Annotated in this window: 18 protein-coding genes and 1 tRNA gene; 9 read left to right on the top strand and 10 right to left on the bottom strand. The window is 71.5% G+C overall.

Translation table 11 applies throughout. The features are described from left to right. The coding region (locus DW309_RS06870) for a nucleoside/nucleotide kinase family protein (protein WP_205812654.1) at positions 1-609 on the bottom strand (609 nt) is incomplete at its 3' end. Between the two features lie 146 nt (positions 610-755). Here DW309_RS06870 and DW309_RS06865 point away from each other — a divergent pair. Next, positions 756-1484: an SDR family oxidoreductase gene (locus DW309_RS06865; RefSeq protein WP_136028673.1), complete on the top strand. Its 729-nt coding sequence runs from the start codon at positions 756-758 to the stop codon at positions 1482-1484. Between the two features lie 22 nt (positions 1485-1506). Here DW309_RS06865 and DW309_RS06860 read toward each other — a convergent pair whose 3' ends face one another. The 7 genes from DW309_RS06860 to DW309_RS06830 all read right to left on the bottom strand — a co-directional run bounded on the left by DW309_RS06860 (position 1507) and on the right by DW309_RS06830 (position 8778). Beyond that, positions 1507-2358 carry an alpha/beta hydrolase fold domain-containing protein gene (locus DW309_RS06860; protein WP_240744484.1) on the bottom strand — a complete coding sequence of 284 codons (852 nt, stop codon included), beginning with the start codon at positions 2356-2358 and terminating at the stop codon, positions 1507-1509. Positions 2359-2506: 148 nt separating this feature from the next. Then, positions 2507-3673, bottom strand: coding sequence for an L-rhamnose isomerase (rhaI, locus tag DW309_RS06855; protein ID WP_136028674.1), 1167 nt, complete (start codon positions 3671-3673; stop codon positions 2507-2509). Continuing rightward, complete coding sequence (locus DW309_RS06850) at positions 3670-4053, bottom strand: L-rhamnose mutarotase (RefSeq protein ID WP_136028675.1); 384 nt, start codon at positions 4051-4053, stop codon at positions 3670-3672. The genes rhaI and DW309_RS06850 overlap by 4 nt, the downstream gene beginning before the upstream one ends. Positions 4054-4107: 54 nt before the next feature. Next, positions 4108-5142, bottom strand: a complete 1035-nt coding sequence (rhaS, locus tag DW309_RS06845) for a rhamnose ABC transporter substrate-binding protein (RefSeq protein ID WP_136028676.1) — start codon at positions 5140-5142, stop codon at positions 4108-4110. Beyond that, positions 5139-6248, bottom strand: a complete 1110-nt coding sequence (locus tag DW309_RS06840) for an ABC transporter permease (RefSeq protein WP_136028677.1) — start codon at positions 6246-6248, stop codon at positions 5139-5141. The genes rhaS and DW309_RS06840 overlap by 4 nt, the downstream gene beginning before the upstream one ends. Beyond that, positions 6245-7264, bottom strand: coding sequence for an ABC transporter permease (locus DW309_RS06835; RefSeq protein WP_240744485.1), 1020 nt, complete (start codon positions 7262-7264; stop codon positions 6245-6247). The genes DW309_RS06840 and DW309_RS06835 overlap by 4 nt, the downstream gene beginning before the upstream one ends. Then, positions 7261-8778, bottom strand: coding sequence for a sugar ABC transporter ATP-binding protein (locus DW309_RS06830; protein ID WP_240753144.1), 1518 nt, complete (start codon positions 8776-8778; stop codon positions 7261-7263). Before DW309_RS06830 ends, DW309_RS06835 begins: the two co-directional genes overlap by 4 nt. A 147-nt stretch (positions 8779-8925) precedes the next feature. On the opposite strand from DW309_RS06830, the gene DW309_RS06825 reads away from it, so the two are divergent. Beyond that, complete coding sequence (locus DW309_RS06825) at positions 8926-9930, top strand: LacI family DNA-binding transcriptional regulator (RefSeq protein WP_136035599.1); 1005 nt, start codon at positions 8926-8928, stop codon at positions 9928-9930. 17 nt (positions 9931-9947) lie between these two features. On the opposite strand, the gene DW309_RS06820 is transcribed toward DW309_RS06825, so the two are convergent. After that, entirely contained in the window at positions 9948-10652 is a 705-nt protein-coding gene (locus DW309_RS06820) for a potassium channel family protein (protein ID WP_136028680.1), read from the bottom strand. A 158-nt stretch (positions 10653-10810) separates the two neighbouring features. On the opposite strand from DW309_RS06820, the gene DW309_RS06815 reads away from it, so the two are divergent. Beyond that, positions 10811-10902: transfer RNA gene (locus DW309_RS06815), tRNA-Ser, on the top strand. A 94-nt stretch (positions 10903-10996) separates the two neighbouring features. Here DW309_RS06815 and DW309_RS06810 read toward each other — a convergent pair. After that, complete coding sequence (locus DW309_RS06810) at positions 10997-11515, bottom strand: hypothetical protein (RefSeq protein WP_136044938.1); 519 nt, start codon at positions 11513-11515, stop codon at positions 10997-10999. 177 nt (positions 11516-11692) lie between these two features. On the opposite strand from DW309_RS06810, the gene DW309_RS06805 reads away from it, so the two are divergent. The 6 genes from DW309_RS06805 to DW309_RS06780 form a co-directional block, all read left to right on the top strand. Further along, on the top strand, positions 11693-12556 hold the full coding sequence (locus tag DW309_RS06805) for an AraC family transcriptional regulator (protein ID WP_136044937.1): 864 nt from the start codon (positions 11693-11695) through the stop codon (positions 12554-12556). Between the two features lie 96 nt (positions 12557-12652). Further along, on the top strand, positions 12653-13288 hold the full coding sequence (locus tag DW309_RS06800) for a GyrI-like domain-containing protein (protein ID WP_136028959.1): 636 nt from the start codon (positions 12653-12655) through the stop codon (positions 13286-13288). Positions 13289-13355: 67 nt separating this feature from the next. Next, the gene (locus DW309_RS06795) at positions 13356-14159 is read left to right on the top strand and encodes a DUF1206 domain-containing protein (protein ID WP_136028962.1); all 804 of its coding nucleotides are present in this window, start codon (positions 13356-13358) and stop codon (positions 14157-14159) included. A 48-nt stretch (positions 14160-14207) separates the two neighbouring features. Then, entirely contained in the window at positions 14208-15515 is a 1308-nt protein-coding gene (locus DW309_RS06790; protein WP_136044936.1) for an aminotransferase class V-fold PLP-dependent enzyme, read from the top strand. Further along, positions 15512-15946 (top strand): Fe-S cluster assembly sulfur transfer protein SufU, encoded by a 435-nt coding sequence (gene sufU, locus DW309_RS06785; protein WP_136028966.1) that lies wholly within the window; start codon positions 15512-15514, stop codon positions 15944-15946. Before DW309_RS06790 ends, sufU begins: the two co-directional genes overlap by 4 nt. Before the next feature lie 58 nt (positions 15947-16004). Beyond that, positions 16005-16182: NAD(P)-binding domain-containing protein (locus tag DW309_RS06780; RefSeq protein ID WP_168387202.1), on the top strand; the 178-nt coding region annotated here is incomplete at its 3' end.

Genomic DNA, 16182 nt, shown 5'->3' with positions numbered 1-16182 from the left:
CTCGACCACGGCGGCGTTCGCCTCGTCCACGTCGCGCACCCACGCGGTCGCCTCGTCGAGGGGATGGCCGTGGCTGCGGCGTCGTGCCACCAGCCGCCGCCGGCGCGTGTCCGGCTCGACGTCGAGGAACCAGCTCTCGTCGAGCAGCTCGCGCACGCGCTCCCATCCGTGTCCGGTGTGCAGGAGGTAGTTGCCCTCGGTGATGATCAGCGGCACGTCGGCGGGGACCGGGATCGCGGAGGCGATCGGCTCCTCCAGCCCGCGGTCGAACGCGGGGGCGTACACGACGCCGTCGGCCGGGGCCCGGAGCCGCCGCAGCAGGGCGAGGTAGCCGTCGACGTCGAAGGTGTCGGGGGCGCCCTTGCGGTCGCGGCGATGGAGGCGCACGAGCTCGGCGTTCGCGAGGTGGAAGCCGTCCATGCCCACGACCACCGCCTGCGGCCCGAGCGCGTCGAGGAGGGCGGCGCTCACCGTCGACTTCCCGGCGCCGGGGGTGCCGGCGATCCCGAGGATGCGGCGGCGGCCGTCGGCGATGAGACGCCGCGCCCGTTCCACGAGATCGGAGAGCGCGACGTCGGAGTCGGGCGCGGGCGGCGGGGTCTGGATCACGGCTTCGTGGTCTTCCTGTGGTCGACGCGGGGCATCGGAGGGCGAGGGACGATGTGGGCGACTGCGGAGCACGCTACGCTGGCCATGTCACCGGTGTCAAGCGACCCGGGGCACCGGACAACACCCCTCGATGGAGAGAGACGCGCATGACCGAATTCCAGGGCCGCACCATCCTCGTCACCGGCGCCGGCGGCGGCATTGGCGGCGCGACCGTCCGCCACCTCGTCGCGGCCGGCGCCGACGTGCTCGCCGCGGGCCGCACCGCGGAGAGCGTCGCCGACATCGCACGCGAGACCGGCGCCACGCCGCTCGCCTTCGACCTCGAGGACGAGGGCGAGATCCGCGCGGCGATCGAGGGCCGCGACCTCTACGGCGTCGTCAACTGCGGCGGCTGGGGCGGCGAGATCGCCACCCCCATGGACACCGACATCTCGGTGTTCGACCGGGTCATGAGCATCAACGCGCGCGGGGCCCTGCTGGTGACCAAGTACGCCTCGCGCGAGATGATCCGCGGGGGCAAGGGCGGCGCGATCGTGAACGTGTCGAGCCAGGCGAGCCTCGTCGCCCTCGCCGGGCACATCTCCTACGGCTCGTCCAAGGCGGCGCTCGACAACATCACGCGCGTCTCGGCGCTCGAGCTGGGCGGCCACGGCATCCGGGTCAACAGCGTCAACCCGACCGTGGTGATGACGCCGATGTCGGCCTGGTACTGGGGACGCCCCGAGATCGAGGGTCCCTTCCTCGACGCGATGCCTCTGCACCGGTGGGCCACCGAAGACGACATCGCCGCGCCCATCGTCTTCCTGCTGGGCGACGGCGCCGCGATGATCTCGGGCGTCTCGCTCCCCATCGACGGCGGCTACACCAGTCGCTGAGGCGGCCACGGCGCCCGGCACCTCAGGGAAGCTGTCGCAGGCGCTCGGCGAAGCGCTCGACGGTGGCCGCGAACGCCGGGGCGTCCGGGCGGTTGAGGTGCCCGTGGGTGGTGCCCGGCTCGGTCGACACGTCGACGTCGACGCCGGCGGCCGAGAGGGCGCGCGCGAAGGCCTCTCCCGACATGCGCAGCTCGTCCGTCTCGTCGTTGACCATGATCGTCGGGGGGAAGCCCGCGAGCTGCGCGGGCGCGGCGGTCCCCGGGATCGCGTAGACGTCGGCGCGGTCCAGCGGTCCGCCCAGATAGTTCTCGTACATGCCGCGCACGAACGCGGCGGTGAAGACGTCGGCGTCCGGCTGCGCGTCCAGCAGGGCGCGCAGCTCGCGGGTGGGGGCGTCCTGAACGGCCTGGAGCGTCGGATAGGCCAGGACCGCGAGGCCCGGGACCGGTCCGCCGTCGTGGGTCAGTCGCAGGGCGGCGCCGGCGGCGAGGTTGCCGCCCGCACTCGCGCCGCCGATCGCCCATCCCCGCGCGGCGATCGGGGAGGACACGGCCCAGCGGAACGCGGCGACCATCTCGTCGTGCGGCACCGGGTAGTGGATGCCGCCGCGCTCCGGCGAGCCCAGGCGGCTCGTCCAGTCCGGGGTCATCGGCGCCAGGCGGTAGTCCACGCTCACGACGACGATGCCGTGCGCCGCGAAGGCCCGCGCCACCGCATCCGCCTCCGGCATGTCGAGGTCGCCGCCCGCGAAGCCTCCGCCGTGCGCCCAGACGAGACCCGCGCCGGTCGGCGACGCCGGGGTGTAGAGGCGCACGCGCAGCGCGCCGTGCGGTCCGTCCAGCACCCGGTCGGCGATGTGGAGGTCCGCGCTCACGGCAGCACCGTGTACAGCAGCCAGACCGCGAGCGGGGTGCCGATCACGAAGAACAGCAGACCGATGATCGCGCCGCGGCGGGAGGGCTTCTCGTCGGGGGAGGACATGCGTCGAGCATGGCAGACGAGCGACGGTTCGCGCCGGTGGGTCAGGCTCCCCAGCCGGCCTGCACGCCGCCCACGCGCTCCTCCGCGATGCGCTGCTGGTACCCGGACGCCGCGTAGGCGGCCATCGGGTCGGCCGGCAGGCCGCGCGACTCGCGCCACTCCGCGAGCGCCGGGCGCACGTCGGTCGAGAACGCGTCCATGAACACGGCGTTCGCCGTCAGCACATCGCCCGAGCGCTGCGCGGCAGACAGCGCCTCGCGGTCCACCAGCAGGGCACGCGCGGTCATCTCCTGCACGTTCAGCACGGAACGGATCTGCCCGGGGATCTTGTCCTCGACGTTGTGACACTGGTCCAGCATGAAGGCGACGTCGGGATTGTTCAGGCCGCCACCGCGGATCACCTCGAACAGGATGCGGAACAGCTGGAACGGGTCGGCCGCGCCGACGATGAGGTCGTCGTCGGCGTAGAAGCGGGAGTTGAAGTCGAACGAGCCGAGCTTGCCGAGCCGCAGCAGCTGCATCACGATGAACTCGATGTTCGTGCCCGGCGCGTGGTGACCGGTGTCGAGGCACACGAGGGCCTTGTCACCGAGCGCGCTCACCTGGGCGTACGACGTTCCCCAGTCCGGCACATCGGTGTGGTAGAACGCGGGCTCGAAGAACTTGTACTCGAGCACGAGCCGCTGGTCGTCGCCGAGGCGCGCGTAGATCTGCTGCAGCGAGTCGTGCAGGCGGTCCTGACGACCGCGCAGATCGGCCTGCCCGGGGTAGTTGGAACCCTCGGCGAGCCAGATCTTCAGGTCGCGGCTGCCCGTGGCGTCCATGACGTCGATGCACGCGAGGTGGTGGTCGATGGCCTTGCGGCGGATCGCGGCGTCCTCGTGCGTGAGCGCGCCGAACTTGTAGTCGTCGTCCTGGAAGGTGTTGGAGTTGACGGTGCCGAGCGTCACGCCGTGGTCTTCGGCGTGACGGCGCAGGTCGTCGAAGGAGTCGACCAGGTCCCACGGGATGTGCAGCGCCACGGTCGGCGCGAGGGCGGTGTGCGCGTGCACCTGGGCGGCGTCGGCGATCTTCTCGTAGGGGTCGCGCGGGGTGCCCGGCGTGCCGAACACCTTGAACCGGGTGCCGGAGTTGCCGAAGGCCCAGCTGGGCAGCTCGATGCTCTGCTTCTCGAGCGCGGCGAGGATGTCGGGGGTGAGGATGCTCACGATGCACGGCCTTCGGTGTCGGTGGTGGCGGAGGAGTCGGTGGCGCTCGCCGCGGCGAGCTGGTCTTCGAGGTGGAACACCTCGGTGAGGGAGGTGGCGGCCTGATCGGGGCGGCCGTCGAGGCCCACGAAGAAGCGGCTCATCTCGGCCTCCCACCGCGCGGCGACGGGCGACGCGGCGAGGTACGCCTGGGCCGCCCGGTCGTCGTCGGTCTCGTAGTAGCCGAAGAGCGTGCCGCCGGCGCCGAGGAAGAGGCTGTAGTCGCGTCGTCCGGCGGCGGCGATCTCCGCCAGCATCTCCGGCCGCACGGGGGAGTGCCTGGCCACGTACTCGTCGAGCAGCTCGGGGCGCACCTGGAGCTGGAAGGCCACGCGGGTCATGAGGGTCCTTTCGGTGTCCGGCCGGTGCCACGCGGCACCGGCCGGACGGGCGACTCAGAAGTCGAAGTCGCCGATGTTGTCGGCGTCGAACACGAACGGGTCGCCCAGCAGCACGACGCCGTCGGCGCCGACCGTGTACTCGCCGAGGTCGCCCGCGTCGAACGTGTCGCCTTCCTTGCCGGTGATGTCTCCGGCGATGAGGGCGTGGGCGGCGAACGCGGCGAGGTAGCCGAGGTCTTCCGGGTTCCACAGCGCGAACGACGTGACGGTGCCGTCCTCCACGTACTCGCGCATCTGGTTCGGGGTGCCGAGCCCGGTGAGGGCCACGGTGCCCTTGTAGTCGGACGTGGAGAGGTAGCGCGCGGCGGCCGCGATGCCGACCGTGGTGGGCGACACGATGCCCTTCAGGTCGGGGTGGCTCTGCAGCAGTGCCGCGGTCTTGTCGAAGGACGTCTGGTCGTCGTCGTCGCCGTACACGGTCTCGACGATCGTGATGTCGGGGTAGTCGCTCGCGACGTACTCCTTCATCAGGTCGATCCACGCGTTTTGGTTGGTCGCGTTGGCCGAGGCGGAGAGGATCGCGATCTCGCCCGCGCCGCCGATCTGCTCGGCGATCTGGTCGATCTGCACCTTCGCGATGCCCTCGGAGTCGGCCTGGTTGATGAACAGGTCGCGGCACTCGGTGTTGGTGTCGGAGTCGAACGTGACGACCTTGACACCCGCGTCGCGGGCCTCGTTCAGGGCGTCGCAGATGGCCTTGGGGTCGTTCGCCGAGACGACGAGCGCGCCGACGCCCTGCTGCGTGGCGGTGTTGATGTAGCTGACCTGGGCGTCGGGCGTGGCCTCGGCCGGTCCCACCTCGGAGAACGTGCCGCCGAACTCCTCGACGGCCTTCTTGCCACCCTCGCTGGACGTGTCGAAGTACGGGTTGCCGAGGTTCTTGGGCAGGAAGGTGATCGAGGCGTCGCCGCCGCCTTCTCCGCCGCTGCCGCTGCCGCCGTCGCCGGATCCGGCGCAGCCGGTGAGGGCGACCGCCGCGGCCACCGCGAGGGCGGCGAAGGCGGTCACGCGCTTGCGTGCAAACGTCATTGTTCGTTCCTTTCGTCGGGGGATGCCGCGGTCGCGGCGTCCATCGGTGCCCCTGGCGCTGTGGTGCCGGCACCGGCGGGGGTTCTGCCCGGTCGGCGGCGTGCTTTCTGCAGCCAGGCCAGGACGCTTGCGGCCACCACCGAGATCACGAGGAGCGTGCCGGTGATGATGTTGATGACGTCGGAGGTGACGTTCACCAGGCGGAGCGCGCTCGCGAGCGCCCCGATGAGGAAGGCGGCGGCGATGACGCCGTAGATCTTGCCGCGACCGCCGAAGACGGACACCCCGCCGAGGACGACGGCGGCGATCACCTGGAGCTCGAGGCCGGTGGCGTTGTCGCCGCGGGCGCTGCCGTAGCGGAGCGTGTAGAAGATGCCGGCGAAGGCGGCGACCGCGCCGGAGAGCACGAAGAGCACGAGCTTGGTGCGCTCGACGTGCACGCCGGAGAAGTGCGCGGCGTCCTTCGACAGTCCCACCGCGTACACGCCGCGACCGAACGGGGTGAAGTGCAGCAGGACCGCGAACACGGCCACCAGCACCAGGAACGGGATGGTGATGACGGGGATGGGCGTGCCGGCGATCTTGGCTTTCGCGAGGTCGCTCCAGATCTCCGGGAAGTCGGTGACGGCGGCCGTGCCGAGCAGGCCCACCGCGAGGCCGCGGTAGAGCGCGAGCGTGCCGATCGTGACCGCGAGCGAGGGGAGCCCGACGACGGTCACCAGGAAGCCGTTGAACGCGCCGCCGACGATGCCGACCGCGAGCGCGGCGAGCGCGGCGATCTCGAACGGGAGGCCGCCCTGCACGAGCGCTCCGGTGACCACGCTGGACAGTCCGACCATGCTGCCGACCGAGAGGTCGATCTCGCCCGTGATCATGATCAGCGTCATCGGCAGCGCGATCAGCAGGATCGGGGCGATGTCGAGCAGCAGGTAGGTGAGGGTGATCGGCTGACCGAAGCCGCGGATGCTCGTGGCGGCCACGACGGCCACGACGATCAGCAGCCCGACGATCGCGGCCTCGCGCGTGAGGAGCAGCCGGCGCCACAGCGGCTTGTCGTAGTCGCGGATGACGCGGGCGCTCGCGGTGGTGGTGGTCGCGGTGGTCATGACTGGTCCCTCGCCTCGATGAGCCGCCGTCTCTGCCGGACCGCGAGCACGCGGTCGAGCACGATGGCGCCGATGATGAGCAGGCCGACGACGGCGCGCTGCCAGAAGTCGGGGATGCCGAGGATCGGCAGGGCACGGTTGATGGTGAGCAGCAGCACGGCTCCGATCGCCGCACCCCAGACCGAGCCGATGCCGCCCGTGATGGCGACGCCGCCGATCACCGCGGCGCCGACCGCGTCGAGCTCCCATCCGGCTCCGGCCTGGGAGTTGATGGTGCCGTAGCGTGCCGCGTAGAACACCCCGGCGAGCCCGGCGAGCGCACCCGACAGGACGAACGCGGTCAGCACGCGGCGCGTGACGCGCAGGCCGTACAGCTCGGCGGCTGCGGGGTCGGAGCCGATCGCGTAGAACTCCCGCCCGCCGCGCGTGTTCTTCAGGTACCAGGCGGCCGCGGCGAGCACGATCACCGCGACGACCGCGAGGATCGGGATGCCCAGGAGCTGTCCGGTGCCCAGCGCCAGGAAGTCGCGGGGGAGGTCGGAGGCGTTGACGCGGTCGCTGCCGGTCCACAGCACGTTGATGCCCCGGTAGGCGTAGAGCGTGCCGAGCGTGATGACCATGGCGGGCACCTTCGCGTAGGCGACGAGGGCGCCGTTGATGAGTCCGAGGAGGGCGCCGAGCACGACGGCGGCGATCACGACGAGCACGATGGGGATGCCGGGCACGTCGATGAAGAGCCGTCCGGTGAGGTAGGCCGTGAGGCCCATGACCGAGCCGACGGAGAGGTCGACGTTGCGGGTGATGAGCACGATGGCCTGACCGACCGCGACGAGCACGAGGATCGAGGGCGTGAGCAGCAGGTCGCGCCAGCCGTCGGCGCTGAACAGGAACTTCGGGTTGTTGAGGGTCGCGGCGGTGATCACGAGCACCAGGGCGAGCAGGATGCCGAACTCGCGCGCCCTGCCGATGCCGGAGATGCGCGTGGTGAGCGCGGAGACGGGGATGGCGGTGGTCACGAGGAGAGCTCCGATGCGTGCGTCGCGGCGAACATGACGTTCTCGGAGGTGGCCTCCGAGCGGGGGATCTCGGCGGTGATGCGGCCCTCGCGCATCACCAGCACCCGGTCGGCCATGCCGAGCACTTCGGGCAGCTCCGACGAGATCATGAGGATGCCCATGCCCTGGCCGGCGAGCTGGGAGAGCAGCCGGTGCACCTCGGACTTGGTGCCGACGTCGATGCCGCGGGTGGGCTCGTCGATCAGCAGCACCCGGGGCTGCGTCGCGAGCCACTTGGCCAGGACGACCTTCTGCTGGTTGCCGCCGGAGAGGGTGGCGGCGACCGTGTCGAGCGCGTGCGTCTTCACCTCGAGGCGCGAGGCCCACTCACGGGCGGCCCGGTTCTCCATCGCGGTCGTCAGCAGGCCGAGCCGGGCCAGACGCCGGCGGATCGCGAGGGTGATGTTGCCGCCCACGCCGGACTCGATCACGAGGCCCTGCTTGCGACGGTCCTCGGGGACGAGCGCGAGTCCCGCCCGCATGGCGTCGACGGGGCGCCGCGGCGGGATGCGCCGGCCGGTCATGCGGACCGTGCCCTCGCGGTAGCCGTCCACGCCGAACACGGCCCGGGCGACCTCGCTGCGTCCCGCGCCGACGAGCCCGGCGAGTCCGACGATCTCGCCCGCGCGCACGGTGAAGGAGATGTCGTGGAAGAGCCCGGGGCTGGTGAGGCCCTCCACCTCGAGCAGCGGTTCGCCGATCGCGGCCTCCTGCTTGGGGAACAGCTCGGCGACCTCGCGGCCCACCATCTGGCGCACGAGCTCGTCGACCGTGGTGTCGGCCACGGCGGAGGTGGCGATGTACGCGCCGTCACGCATCACGGTGACGGTGTCGCAGAGGGCGAACACCTCGTCGAAGCGGTGCGAGATGAAGATGAGGCCGCGCCCCTCGTCGCGCAGGCTGCGCGCGATCGCGAACAGGCGCTCGACCTCCACGCCGGACAGGGCGGCGGTGGGCTCGTCCATGATGAGCAGTGCCGCGTCGAGGGAGACGGCCTTGGCGATCTCGATCACCTGCTGGTCGGCGATCGAGAGCCCCTCCGCGGGGCGGTCGGGGTCGATGGTGACGCCGAGGCGGGTGAAGAGCCGCTCGACCTCGTGCCGCATGGCCTTCCGGTCGATGCGGCCGAAGCGTCCGAGGGGCTGGCGGCCCATGAAGATGTTCTCGGTCACCGACAGGTCGGGGAAGAGCGTCGGCTCCTGGTAGATGACGGCGACACCGGCTGCCTTGGACTGGGCGGTGGAGGTGAAGTCCACGTCGGCCCCGTTCAGGCGGAACGTTCCGGCGTCGCGCTGGTAGAGGCCGGCGACGATCTTCACGAGCGTGGACTTCCCGGCACCGTTCTCGCCGACGAGCGCGTGGATGGAGCCGGGGTCGACCGTGATCGTGCCGGAGCGCAGGGCGATCACCGAGCCGAAGGCCTTCTGGACGCCGGCGAGCTCGAGCACGGGCGCCGTCGCGGGTGAGGACATCATTTCTCTCTCCATTGAGGGAATGAATCGTTTCAAACCCTGTCGGAGATGAGGTTAGGCGATGTGTTGACTGCTGTCAAGACGGCATGAGAGTGTGAGTCCCGAGCGGAATGTGAGTCGTTTCACACGCCGGAGGACGGGAGGTCGCGGATGGCGGTCAGCGTGCGCGAGGTCGCGGAGGACGCGGGTGTCTCGGTCGGCACGGTGTCGAACGTCCTCAACCGGCCGGAGAAGGTGGCCGCCGAGACGGTGGCCAGGGTCCAGGCGTCGATCGATCGGCTCGGCTTCGTGCGCAACGACGCGGCCAGGCAGCTCCGCGCCGGACGCAGCCGCACGATCGGACTGGTCGTGCTCGACATCCGCAACCCCTTCTTCGCTGAGGTGATCCGCGGCGCCGAGGAGCGCGCCGATCAGCACGGGCTCTCGGTGCTGGTGGCCAACAGCGACGAGAAGCAGGAACGCGAGGCCATGCACCTCGACCTGTTCGAGGAGCAGCGGGTGACGGGCGTGCTGGTGACGCCCGTGGCCGAGTCGCTGCCGCGTCTGGCGCGCATGCACGAGCGCGGCACGCACGCGGTGCTCGTCGACCGGGAGTCGCAGGACGAGCGCTTCGCCTCGGTCGCCGTGGACGACGTGGAGGGCGGCCGCATCGCCATGGAGCATCTGCTCGCAGTCGGCCGTCGGCGGATCGCCTTCGTCGGGGGGCCCGTGTCGCTGCGGCAGGTGTCCGACCGGCTCAGCGGGGCACAGGCCGCGGCCGCCGACGCCGGGGTCGCCCTGGAGTTCCTCGCGACCGCCGCTCTCACGGTCGAGGAGGGGAGGCAGGCGGGGTCGCGGATCCTCGGCCGCGCCCCGGCGGATCGTCCGGATGCCGTGTTCGCGGCGAACGACCTCGTCGCGCTCGGCCTGCTGCAGAGCCTCGTGATGACCGGAGACGCCCGGGTGCCCGACGACATCGCGATCATCGGCTACGACGACATCGACTTCGCCGCGGCCGCCGTGATCCCGCTCAGCTCGGTGCGTCAGCCCGCCGCCCTGATCGGCTCCACCGCGGTCGATCTGCTGCTGCGGGGTCAGGGGGAGCGGGCGCCGGAGCCCGAGCACGTGCTGTTCCGCCCCGAGCTGGTGGCGCGGCGCTCCACGACCGGCGCGTGACCCCGCCGGCGATGCCGTCAGGCTGAGGCCGACGACCGGTGCTGGGCGCTCGCGCCGCGCATGATGCGGGCGACCGCCGTGATCAGGAACAGCTGCCCCGTGATGCCCTCGGCCACCGCGACGGCCTGCATGCCGGCGCCCCGGGGGATGAGGTTGCCGTAGCCGGTCGTGGTGAGGGCGGTGAAGGAGAAGAACAGCTGATCGCCGAGCGAGTCGGTCTCCGCTCCGATGAAGAGCGGTTGCGACAGGAACTGCGAGGCGAGGTTGTACGCGAAGGCGAAGAACATCCCCACCAGGATGTACGCCGTCACCGCGGCGAGCAGCGCCTCGATGTCGAGCCCGCGTCGCGTGACCTGATGCGCGATGATCGCCCACGGTGCGACGAGCAGTGCCACCATCGAGGCCGCGGACAGCCCGACGGCGAGGGCGGGACTGCCGGTGCCGAAGAAGGTCGCCAGCAGGGCCGCCGCGCCCGCGGTGGACAGCACGACCCACGTCACCCGCTGCACGAGCGCACGGGCGCCCGTCACGCGGAACACGATCGCGACCGTCGCGAGCATGACCAGGAACGCCCACGGACTCGGGTCGGCGCTCGGCTGCGCGGCGCACAGGCCGTACGAGACGCCCAAGAGCAGCAGCACGATCGCGTAGCCGACCGCCCGGTAGCTCCAGGCGCTGTCCTCGGTGCCCAGGGAAGCGCCGACGTGCGGGTGCGGATTCATGGCGATCCTCTCCGTCGCGGTGGTGTGACTCCCGCGCGCGGCCAGTATCCCAGCCGGTCGCGCGCGGGTCGGGAGGCGCGGCCGTGCCCGCGGTTCGTCAGGGCGCGTCGAACCCGTTACACTGGTCGAGTGCATCCGCGCTCTCGGGCCGGATGCCTGGAGACGTCGCATAGTCCGGCCTAGTGCACCACCCTGCTAAGGTGGAGTCCCCTTACGGGGACCAGGGGTTCAAATCCCCTCGTCTCCGCCAGTTCTTCCCCCTCGAACCGCGATCACGGTACGGCGCTCGATCTCGAGCGATCGCGCAGCACGAGTCGCCTGCGGTCCGCCCGTGCGGTCGCCGCTCAGTGGCGCGGGAACGGTGCCGAGGAGCGCAGGTGCGCGGCGCCGAGCGGGTCGCACACGGTGGACTCGTCGACCACGCCGAACCGGAGCAGGGCGGCGGGATCGGTCGAGGAGGGCGGCGTGCGATCGGGTCGCGCGGAGAGCAGCACGAAGTCCGCCGCGGTCCCCGTCAGGTGCAGCGACCCCGCCGGCAGGCAGTGCAGGGCGATGCGGATCGCGGTGAGGTCGCGGTCGATCGCAGCGTCCGTGATCGACCACGCCGTGAAGCGGTTGGCCGACGCGGAGCCCGTCCACTCCTGGCGCACCGCCCCGGTCACCCGCAGCAGGGCCGTCGTGCCGCGGAGCCGGGTCGACTGGCGCAGTTCCAGCAGCACCCCGACCACACCGGCCGGGATGTCGACGATCACGCGCGTGACCTGGGCGTCCACGAGAGCCAGGGCGTCGGCGAACGGATCCTCGGTGTCTGCGAGCGGCGGGAGGCCGGAGGGGACGCCGAAGAGGAGGTCTCTCACCTGCATGCCGACTCGCTCCCCGTGCTCCCCCAGAAACTCCGACGATACGGGATGCGTGTTCACAGTGCAGTCAAACGGGGTGTGAACGCTGCGGGGGAGCGGCGGCACACGACCGGAACGGACCAGAATGATCGGGTGCCGCACCCCGATGGACGGACACGCTGGTGGGGAAAGGAGGAACCCATGATCGGCACCCTCAACGCCCTGATCGACCGCGTCGAAGCCGCGCCAGACGAGGAGCTCGACGTCGCGGCCGTCGCGCGTGCGCACGGCACGACCGAGTACCACCTGCGGCGGATGTTCTCCGCCCTCGCGGGCATGCCCGTGTCGGAGTACGTGCGCCGTCGGCGGATGACGATCGCCGCCGCGGAACTGGTCGGCGGTGCGCCGAGCCTGCTCGACGTGGCCGTGCGGCACGGCTACGGCTCGGTCGAGGCGTTCGGCAGGGCGTTCCGCGCCGTGCACGGCATCGGTCCGGCCGAGGCGCGCCGTGACGGGGGTCCTCTCCGTACACAACCCACGCTCCGGTTCCGCCTGAGCGTCGAAGGGAGCACCCCGATGGACGTCACCATCACCCCCCGACCCGCCCTCCAGCTGGTCGGTCATGCCACGCAGGTCCCGCTGATCCACCGCGGCGAGAACCCGCACATCCAGCAGCACATCGCGGCCATCCCGGCGGAGGAGCACGCGCGGCTCAAGCGTCTGAACGACGCGGAGCCCTCGGGCATCCTCGCCGTGACAGCCGACGTGGAGCCGGACGCGCCCGAGGGCACACCGCTCACGTATCTCCACGGCGTCGCGCTGGAGGAGACGACCCCGGTGCCGGAGGATCTCGACGTGCTGCGGCTCGAGGCGGGCACCTGGGCCGTGTTCGCCGCCGACGGCCCGTTCCCGCAGACCCTGCAGGACCTGTGGGCGGCCACCGCGACCGAGTGGTTCCCGTCGAACCCGTGGCGACTGCGCCCCGGTCCGTCGATGGTGCGGTATCGCGAGTTCCGCGGAGACACGGCCTCGTGCGAGCTGTGGCTGCCCGTGGAAGCGGAGTGAGTCACCGGGGCGGGGCGGCCGAGCCGTCCCGCCCCGGTGTCGGAGGCCCCTGGCACACTGTGCCGCACCGAGCAGTCCCACCCAGAGAGGCAGGCGATGGCGGCCATCGACCCCAAGAAGACCCTCGACTCCTACCGCGCACGACGCGGAGAGTTCCGCGTGCTCGAGGTGCCGCCGCTGCGGTACCTCATGATCGACGGCGCGGGAGACCCCAACACGTCGCCCGTGTATGCGCAGGCCGTGGCGGCGCTGTTCCCCCTGGCGTACACGCTCAAGTTCGCGAGCCGTGAAGAGCTCGGCATCGACACCGTCGTGATGCCGCTCGAGGGGCTGTGGCACGCGGCCGACATGGAGTCGTTCACGTCGCGCCGGGACAAGTCGCAGTGGGAGTGGACGCTGCTTCTCCTGGTGGGCGACCACGTGACCCCCGACCTCTTCGCGCGGGCGGTCGACACCGTCGAGGCGAAGAGCGCGAAGAAGCGCGAGCCCCTGCCGGCCCTGCGCTCCGTGCGGCTGGAGACCCTGCACGAGGGGCTGTGCGTGCAGACGCTCCACGTCGGCCCCTTCGACGACGAGGCCCCGGTGCTCGATGAGCTGCACCACCGCTTCATCCCGGAGCACGGACTGCGCATGACCGGTCGGCACCACGAGGTGTACCTGAGCGACATCCGCCGCACCGACCCCGCGAAACTCCGCACGATCCTGCGGCAGCCGGTCGCGCGGGTCGAGTGAGTTCACCGCGGGCGCGGACGAAAGCAACCCCCTCTTCGGCTCGGATGCCGAGCGATACGCTTCCCCCATGAGCAGCGTGAAGCATGCGGCGCGCGCGGCGAAGGACTCGACCGCGTTCCGGAGGACCGCCCGTGTCGGCTTCGTCGTGCTGGGGCTCATCCACGTCGTGATCGGCGCGATCGCCCTCAGCATCGCGGTGGGCGGTTCGGGCGACGCCGACCAGGACGGGGCGATGGAGCGCATCCGCGACAACCCCATCGGCGGGTTGCTGCTGCTGTCGATCGCGGTGGGGCTCATCGCGCTCGCCGCCTGGCAGATCGCCAGCGCCTTCCTCGCCGCCGACCCCGCGGAGACGAAGAAGTGGGGCCGTCGTATCAAGCTCGCCGGGATCTCGGGCTCCTATCTCGTGGTCGCGGTCCTCGCGATCATCTACGCGGTGGGCGGTCGTGCCGAGTCGGAGGACGCGTCGCGCACGCTCAGCGAGATCGTGCTGTCGGCGCCCGGGGGCGTGGCGCTGCTGGTGATCCTCGGCCTGTCGGTGGTCGGCGTGGGCCTCGGCTTCATCGGCAGCGGCATCACGCGGTCGTTCGAGAAGCTGATCGAGCTGCCGACCGGCGCGGGGCGCGCGGGCATCGTGGTGCTCGGGGTGGCGGGCTACCTCGGCAAGGGCGTCGCGGTCGCCGTGACGGGGGTGCTTTTCGTGGTCGCCGCGGTCACCCAGGACCCGGAGAAGGCGGCGGGACTGGATGCGGCGCTGCACAGTCTGCTCGCGCTGCCGCTGGGCGGGCTGGTGCTCGGCGCGGTCGGGGTGGGGTTCGCTCTGTACGGCGTGTTCTGCATGGCCAGGGCCCGGCTCGCGCGCATGTCGTAGCCCCAGACCCCCGCGCCGGCCGCGTCCGGAAGATGGGAGACTGGAACGATGAGCGCTTCTCCCGGAGTCGACGTGATCGCACCGCTGACCGAGACCGAGGTGCAGCGGATCCGCGGGGACTTCCCGATCCTGCGCGCGCAGGTGAACGGCCATCCGCTGGTGTACCTCGACTCCGGCGCGACGTCGCAGCGACCGGACGCCGTGCTCGACGCCGAGCGCGACTACGCGACCACGTTGAACGCCGCGGTGCACCGGGGTGCGCACACGCTGGCGGCCGAGGCGACCGAGCTGTTCGAGGATGCGCGGGCCGCCGTCGCCCGCTTCGTCGGTGCCGACGACGACGAGATCGTGTGGACCTCGAACGCGACCGAGGCGATCAACCTCGTCGCCTACTCCCTCTCGAACGCCTCGCTCGGACGCGGCGGCGCGGCCGCGGAGCGCCTGCGCCTCCGCGAGGGAGACGAGATCGTCACCACCGAGATGGAGCACCACGCCAACCTCATCCCGTGGCAGGAGCTCGCGGCGCGCACGGGCGCCACGCTGCGGGTGATCCCGCTCGACGACGACGGCGCCCTCCGGCTCGACGTGGCCGCCGAGCTCGTCACCGACCGCACGAAACTGATCGCCTTCACGCACGTGTCCAACGTGCTCGGCGTGATCAACCCGGTCGACGAGCTGGTCGCGCTCGCCCGCGGGGTCGGTGCCCTGACGCTCCTCGACGCGTGCCAGTCCGCCCCGCACCTGCCGCTCGACGTGCGGGCGCTGGGCGTGGACTTCGCGGTGCTCTCCGGCCACAAGATGCTGGGGCCGACGGGCATCGGTGCGCTGTACGGCCGGCGCGAGGTGCTGGCCGCGATGCCCCCGTTCCTCACGGGCGGCTCCATGATCACGACCGTCACCACGACCGAGGCCGAGTACCTGCCGCCGCCGCAGCGCTTCGAGGCGGGCACGCAGCGGGTGTCGCAGGCGATCGCGCTCGCCGCGGCGGTCGGCTACCTGGACGAGGTGGGCATGTCGCGCATCGCCGCGCACGAGGCCGCCTTCGGCCGGCGCCTGGTGGACGGGCTCCGCGCGATCGACGGCGTGCGCGTGCTCGGAGCCGGCATCGATCTGCCGCGCGTGGGACTCGCGAGCTTCGACGTGGCGGGCATCCACGCGCACGACGTCGGACAGTTCCTCGACGACCTGGGCATCGCGGTGCGTGTCGGGCACCACTGCGCGCAGCCGCTGCACCGGCGGCTCGGGGTCACGTCGTCGACCAGGGCCAGCACGTACCTGTACACGACCGAGGCCGAGGTCGACGCCGTGATCGCGGGTGTCGCCGGGGCGATCGACTTCTTCCGGAGGGGCGCATGAGCGACCTGCAGAGCCTGTACCAGGAACTGATCCTCGACCACTCGCGCACGCCGCACGGCTACGGGCTGCGCGACGAGATCCCGGCGCAGTCGCACCAGCTCAACCCGACGTGCGGTGACGAGATCACCCTGCAGGTGCACCGGGGCGACGACGGGACGATCGATGCCATCGCGTGGGAGGGGCACGGGTGCGCGATCTCGCAGGCGTCCGCGTCGCTGCTGGCCGAGCTCGCCGAGGGGCTCAGCGTGCCGGAGCTCGAGGTGCGCATCGCGGCGTTCCGCGACGCCATGCGCTCGCGCGGCACGATCGCCCCCGACGAGGAGCTGCTCGGCGACGCGGCCGCGCTCGGCGGGGTCTCGAAGTACGTCGCGCGCGTGAAGTGCGCGATGCTCGCGTGGGTGGCGACCGAGGACGCGCTGACGCGCCTGTGAGCCGTCCCCGATGACCGATTCACGGGAATAGAGTCGCCCGCTCGGCGTTGGGCCGAACATGACTACTCTCGGAATCATCGGTGCAGGCAACATCGGCAGCCAGGTCGCGCGCGTCGCGGTGGCGAACGGCTACGACGTGGTGATCGCGAACTCGCGCGGCCCGGAGACGCTGGCCGACCTCGTCGCGGAGCTGGGGCCGAAGGCGCGGGCGGCGACCGCGGAGGAGGCGGCGGCGG

Origin of the sequence: Microbacterium sp. K41, from assembly GCF_004794395.1 — a bacterium.
Lineage (GTDB): Bacteria > Actinomycetota > Actinomycetes > Actinomycetales > Microbacteriaceae > Microbacterium > Microbacterium sufflavum.
This window is presented reverse-complemented; position numbering and strand designations above follow the sequence as displayed.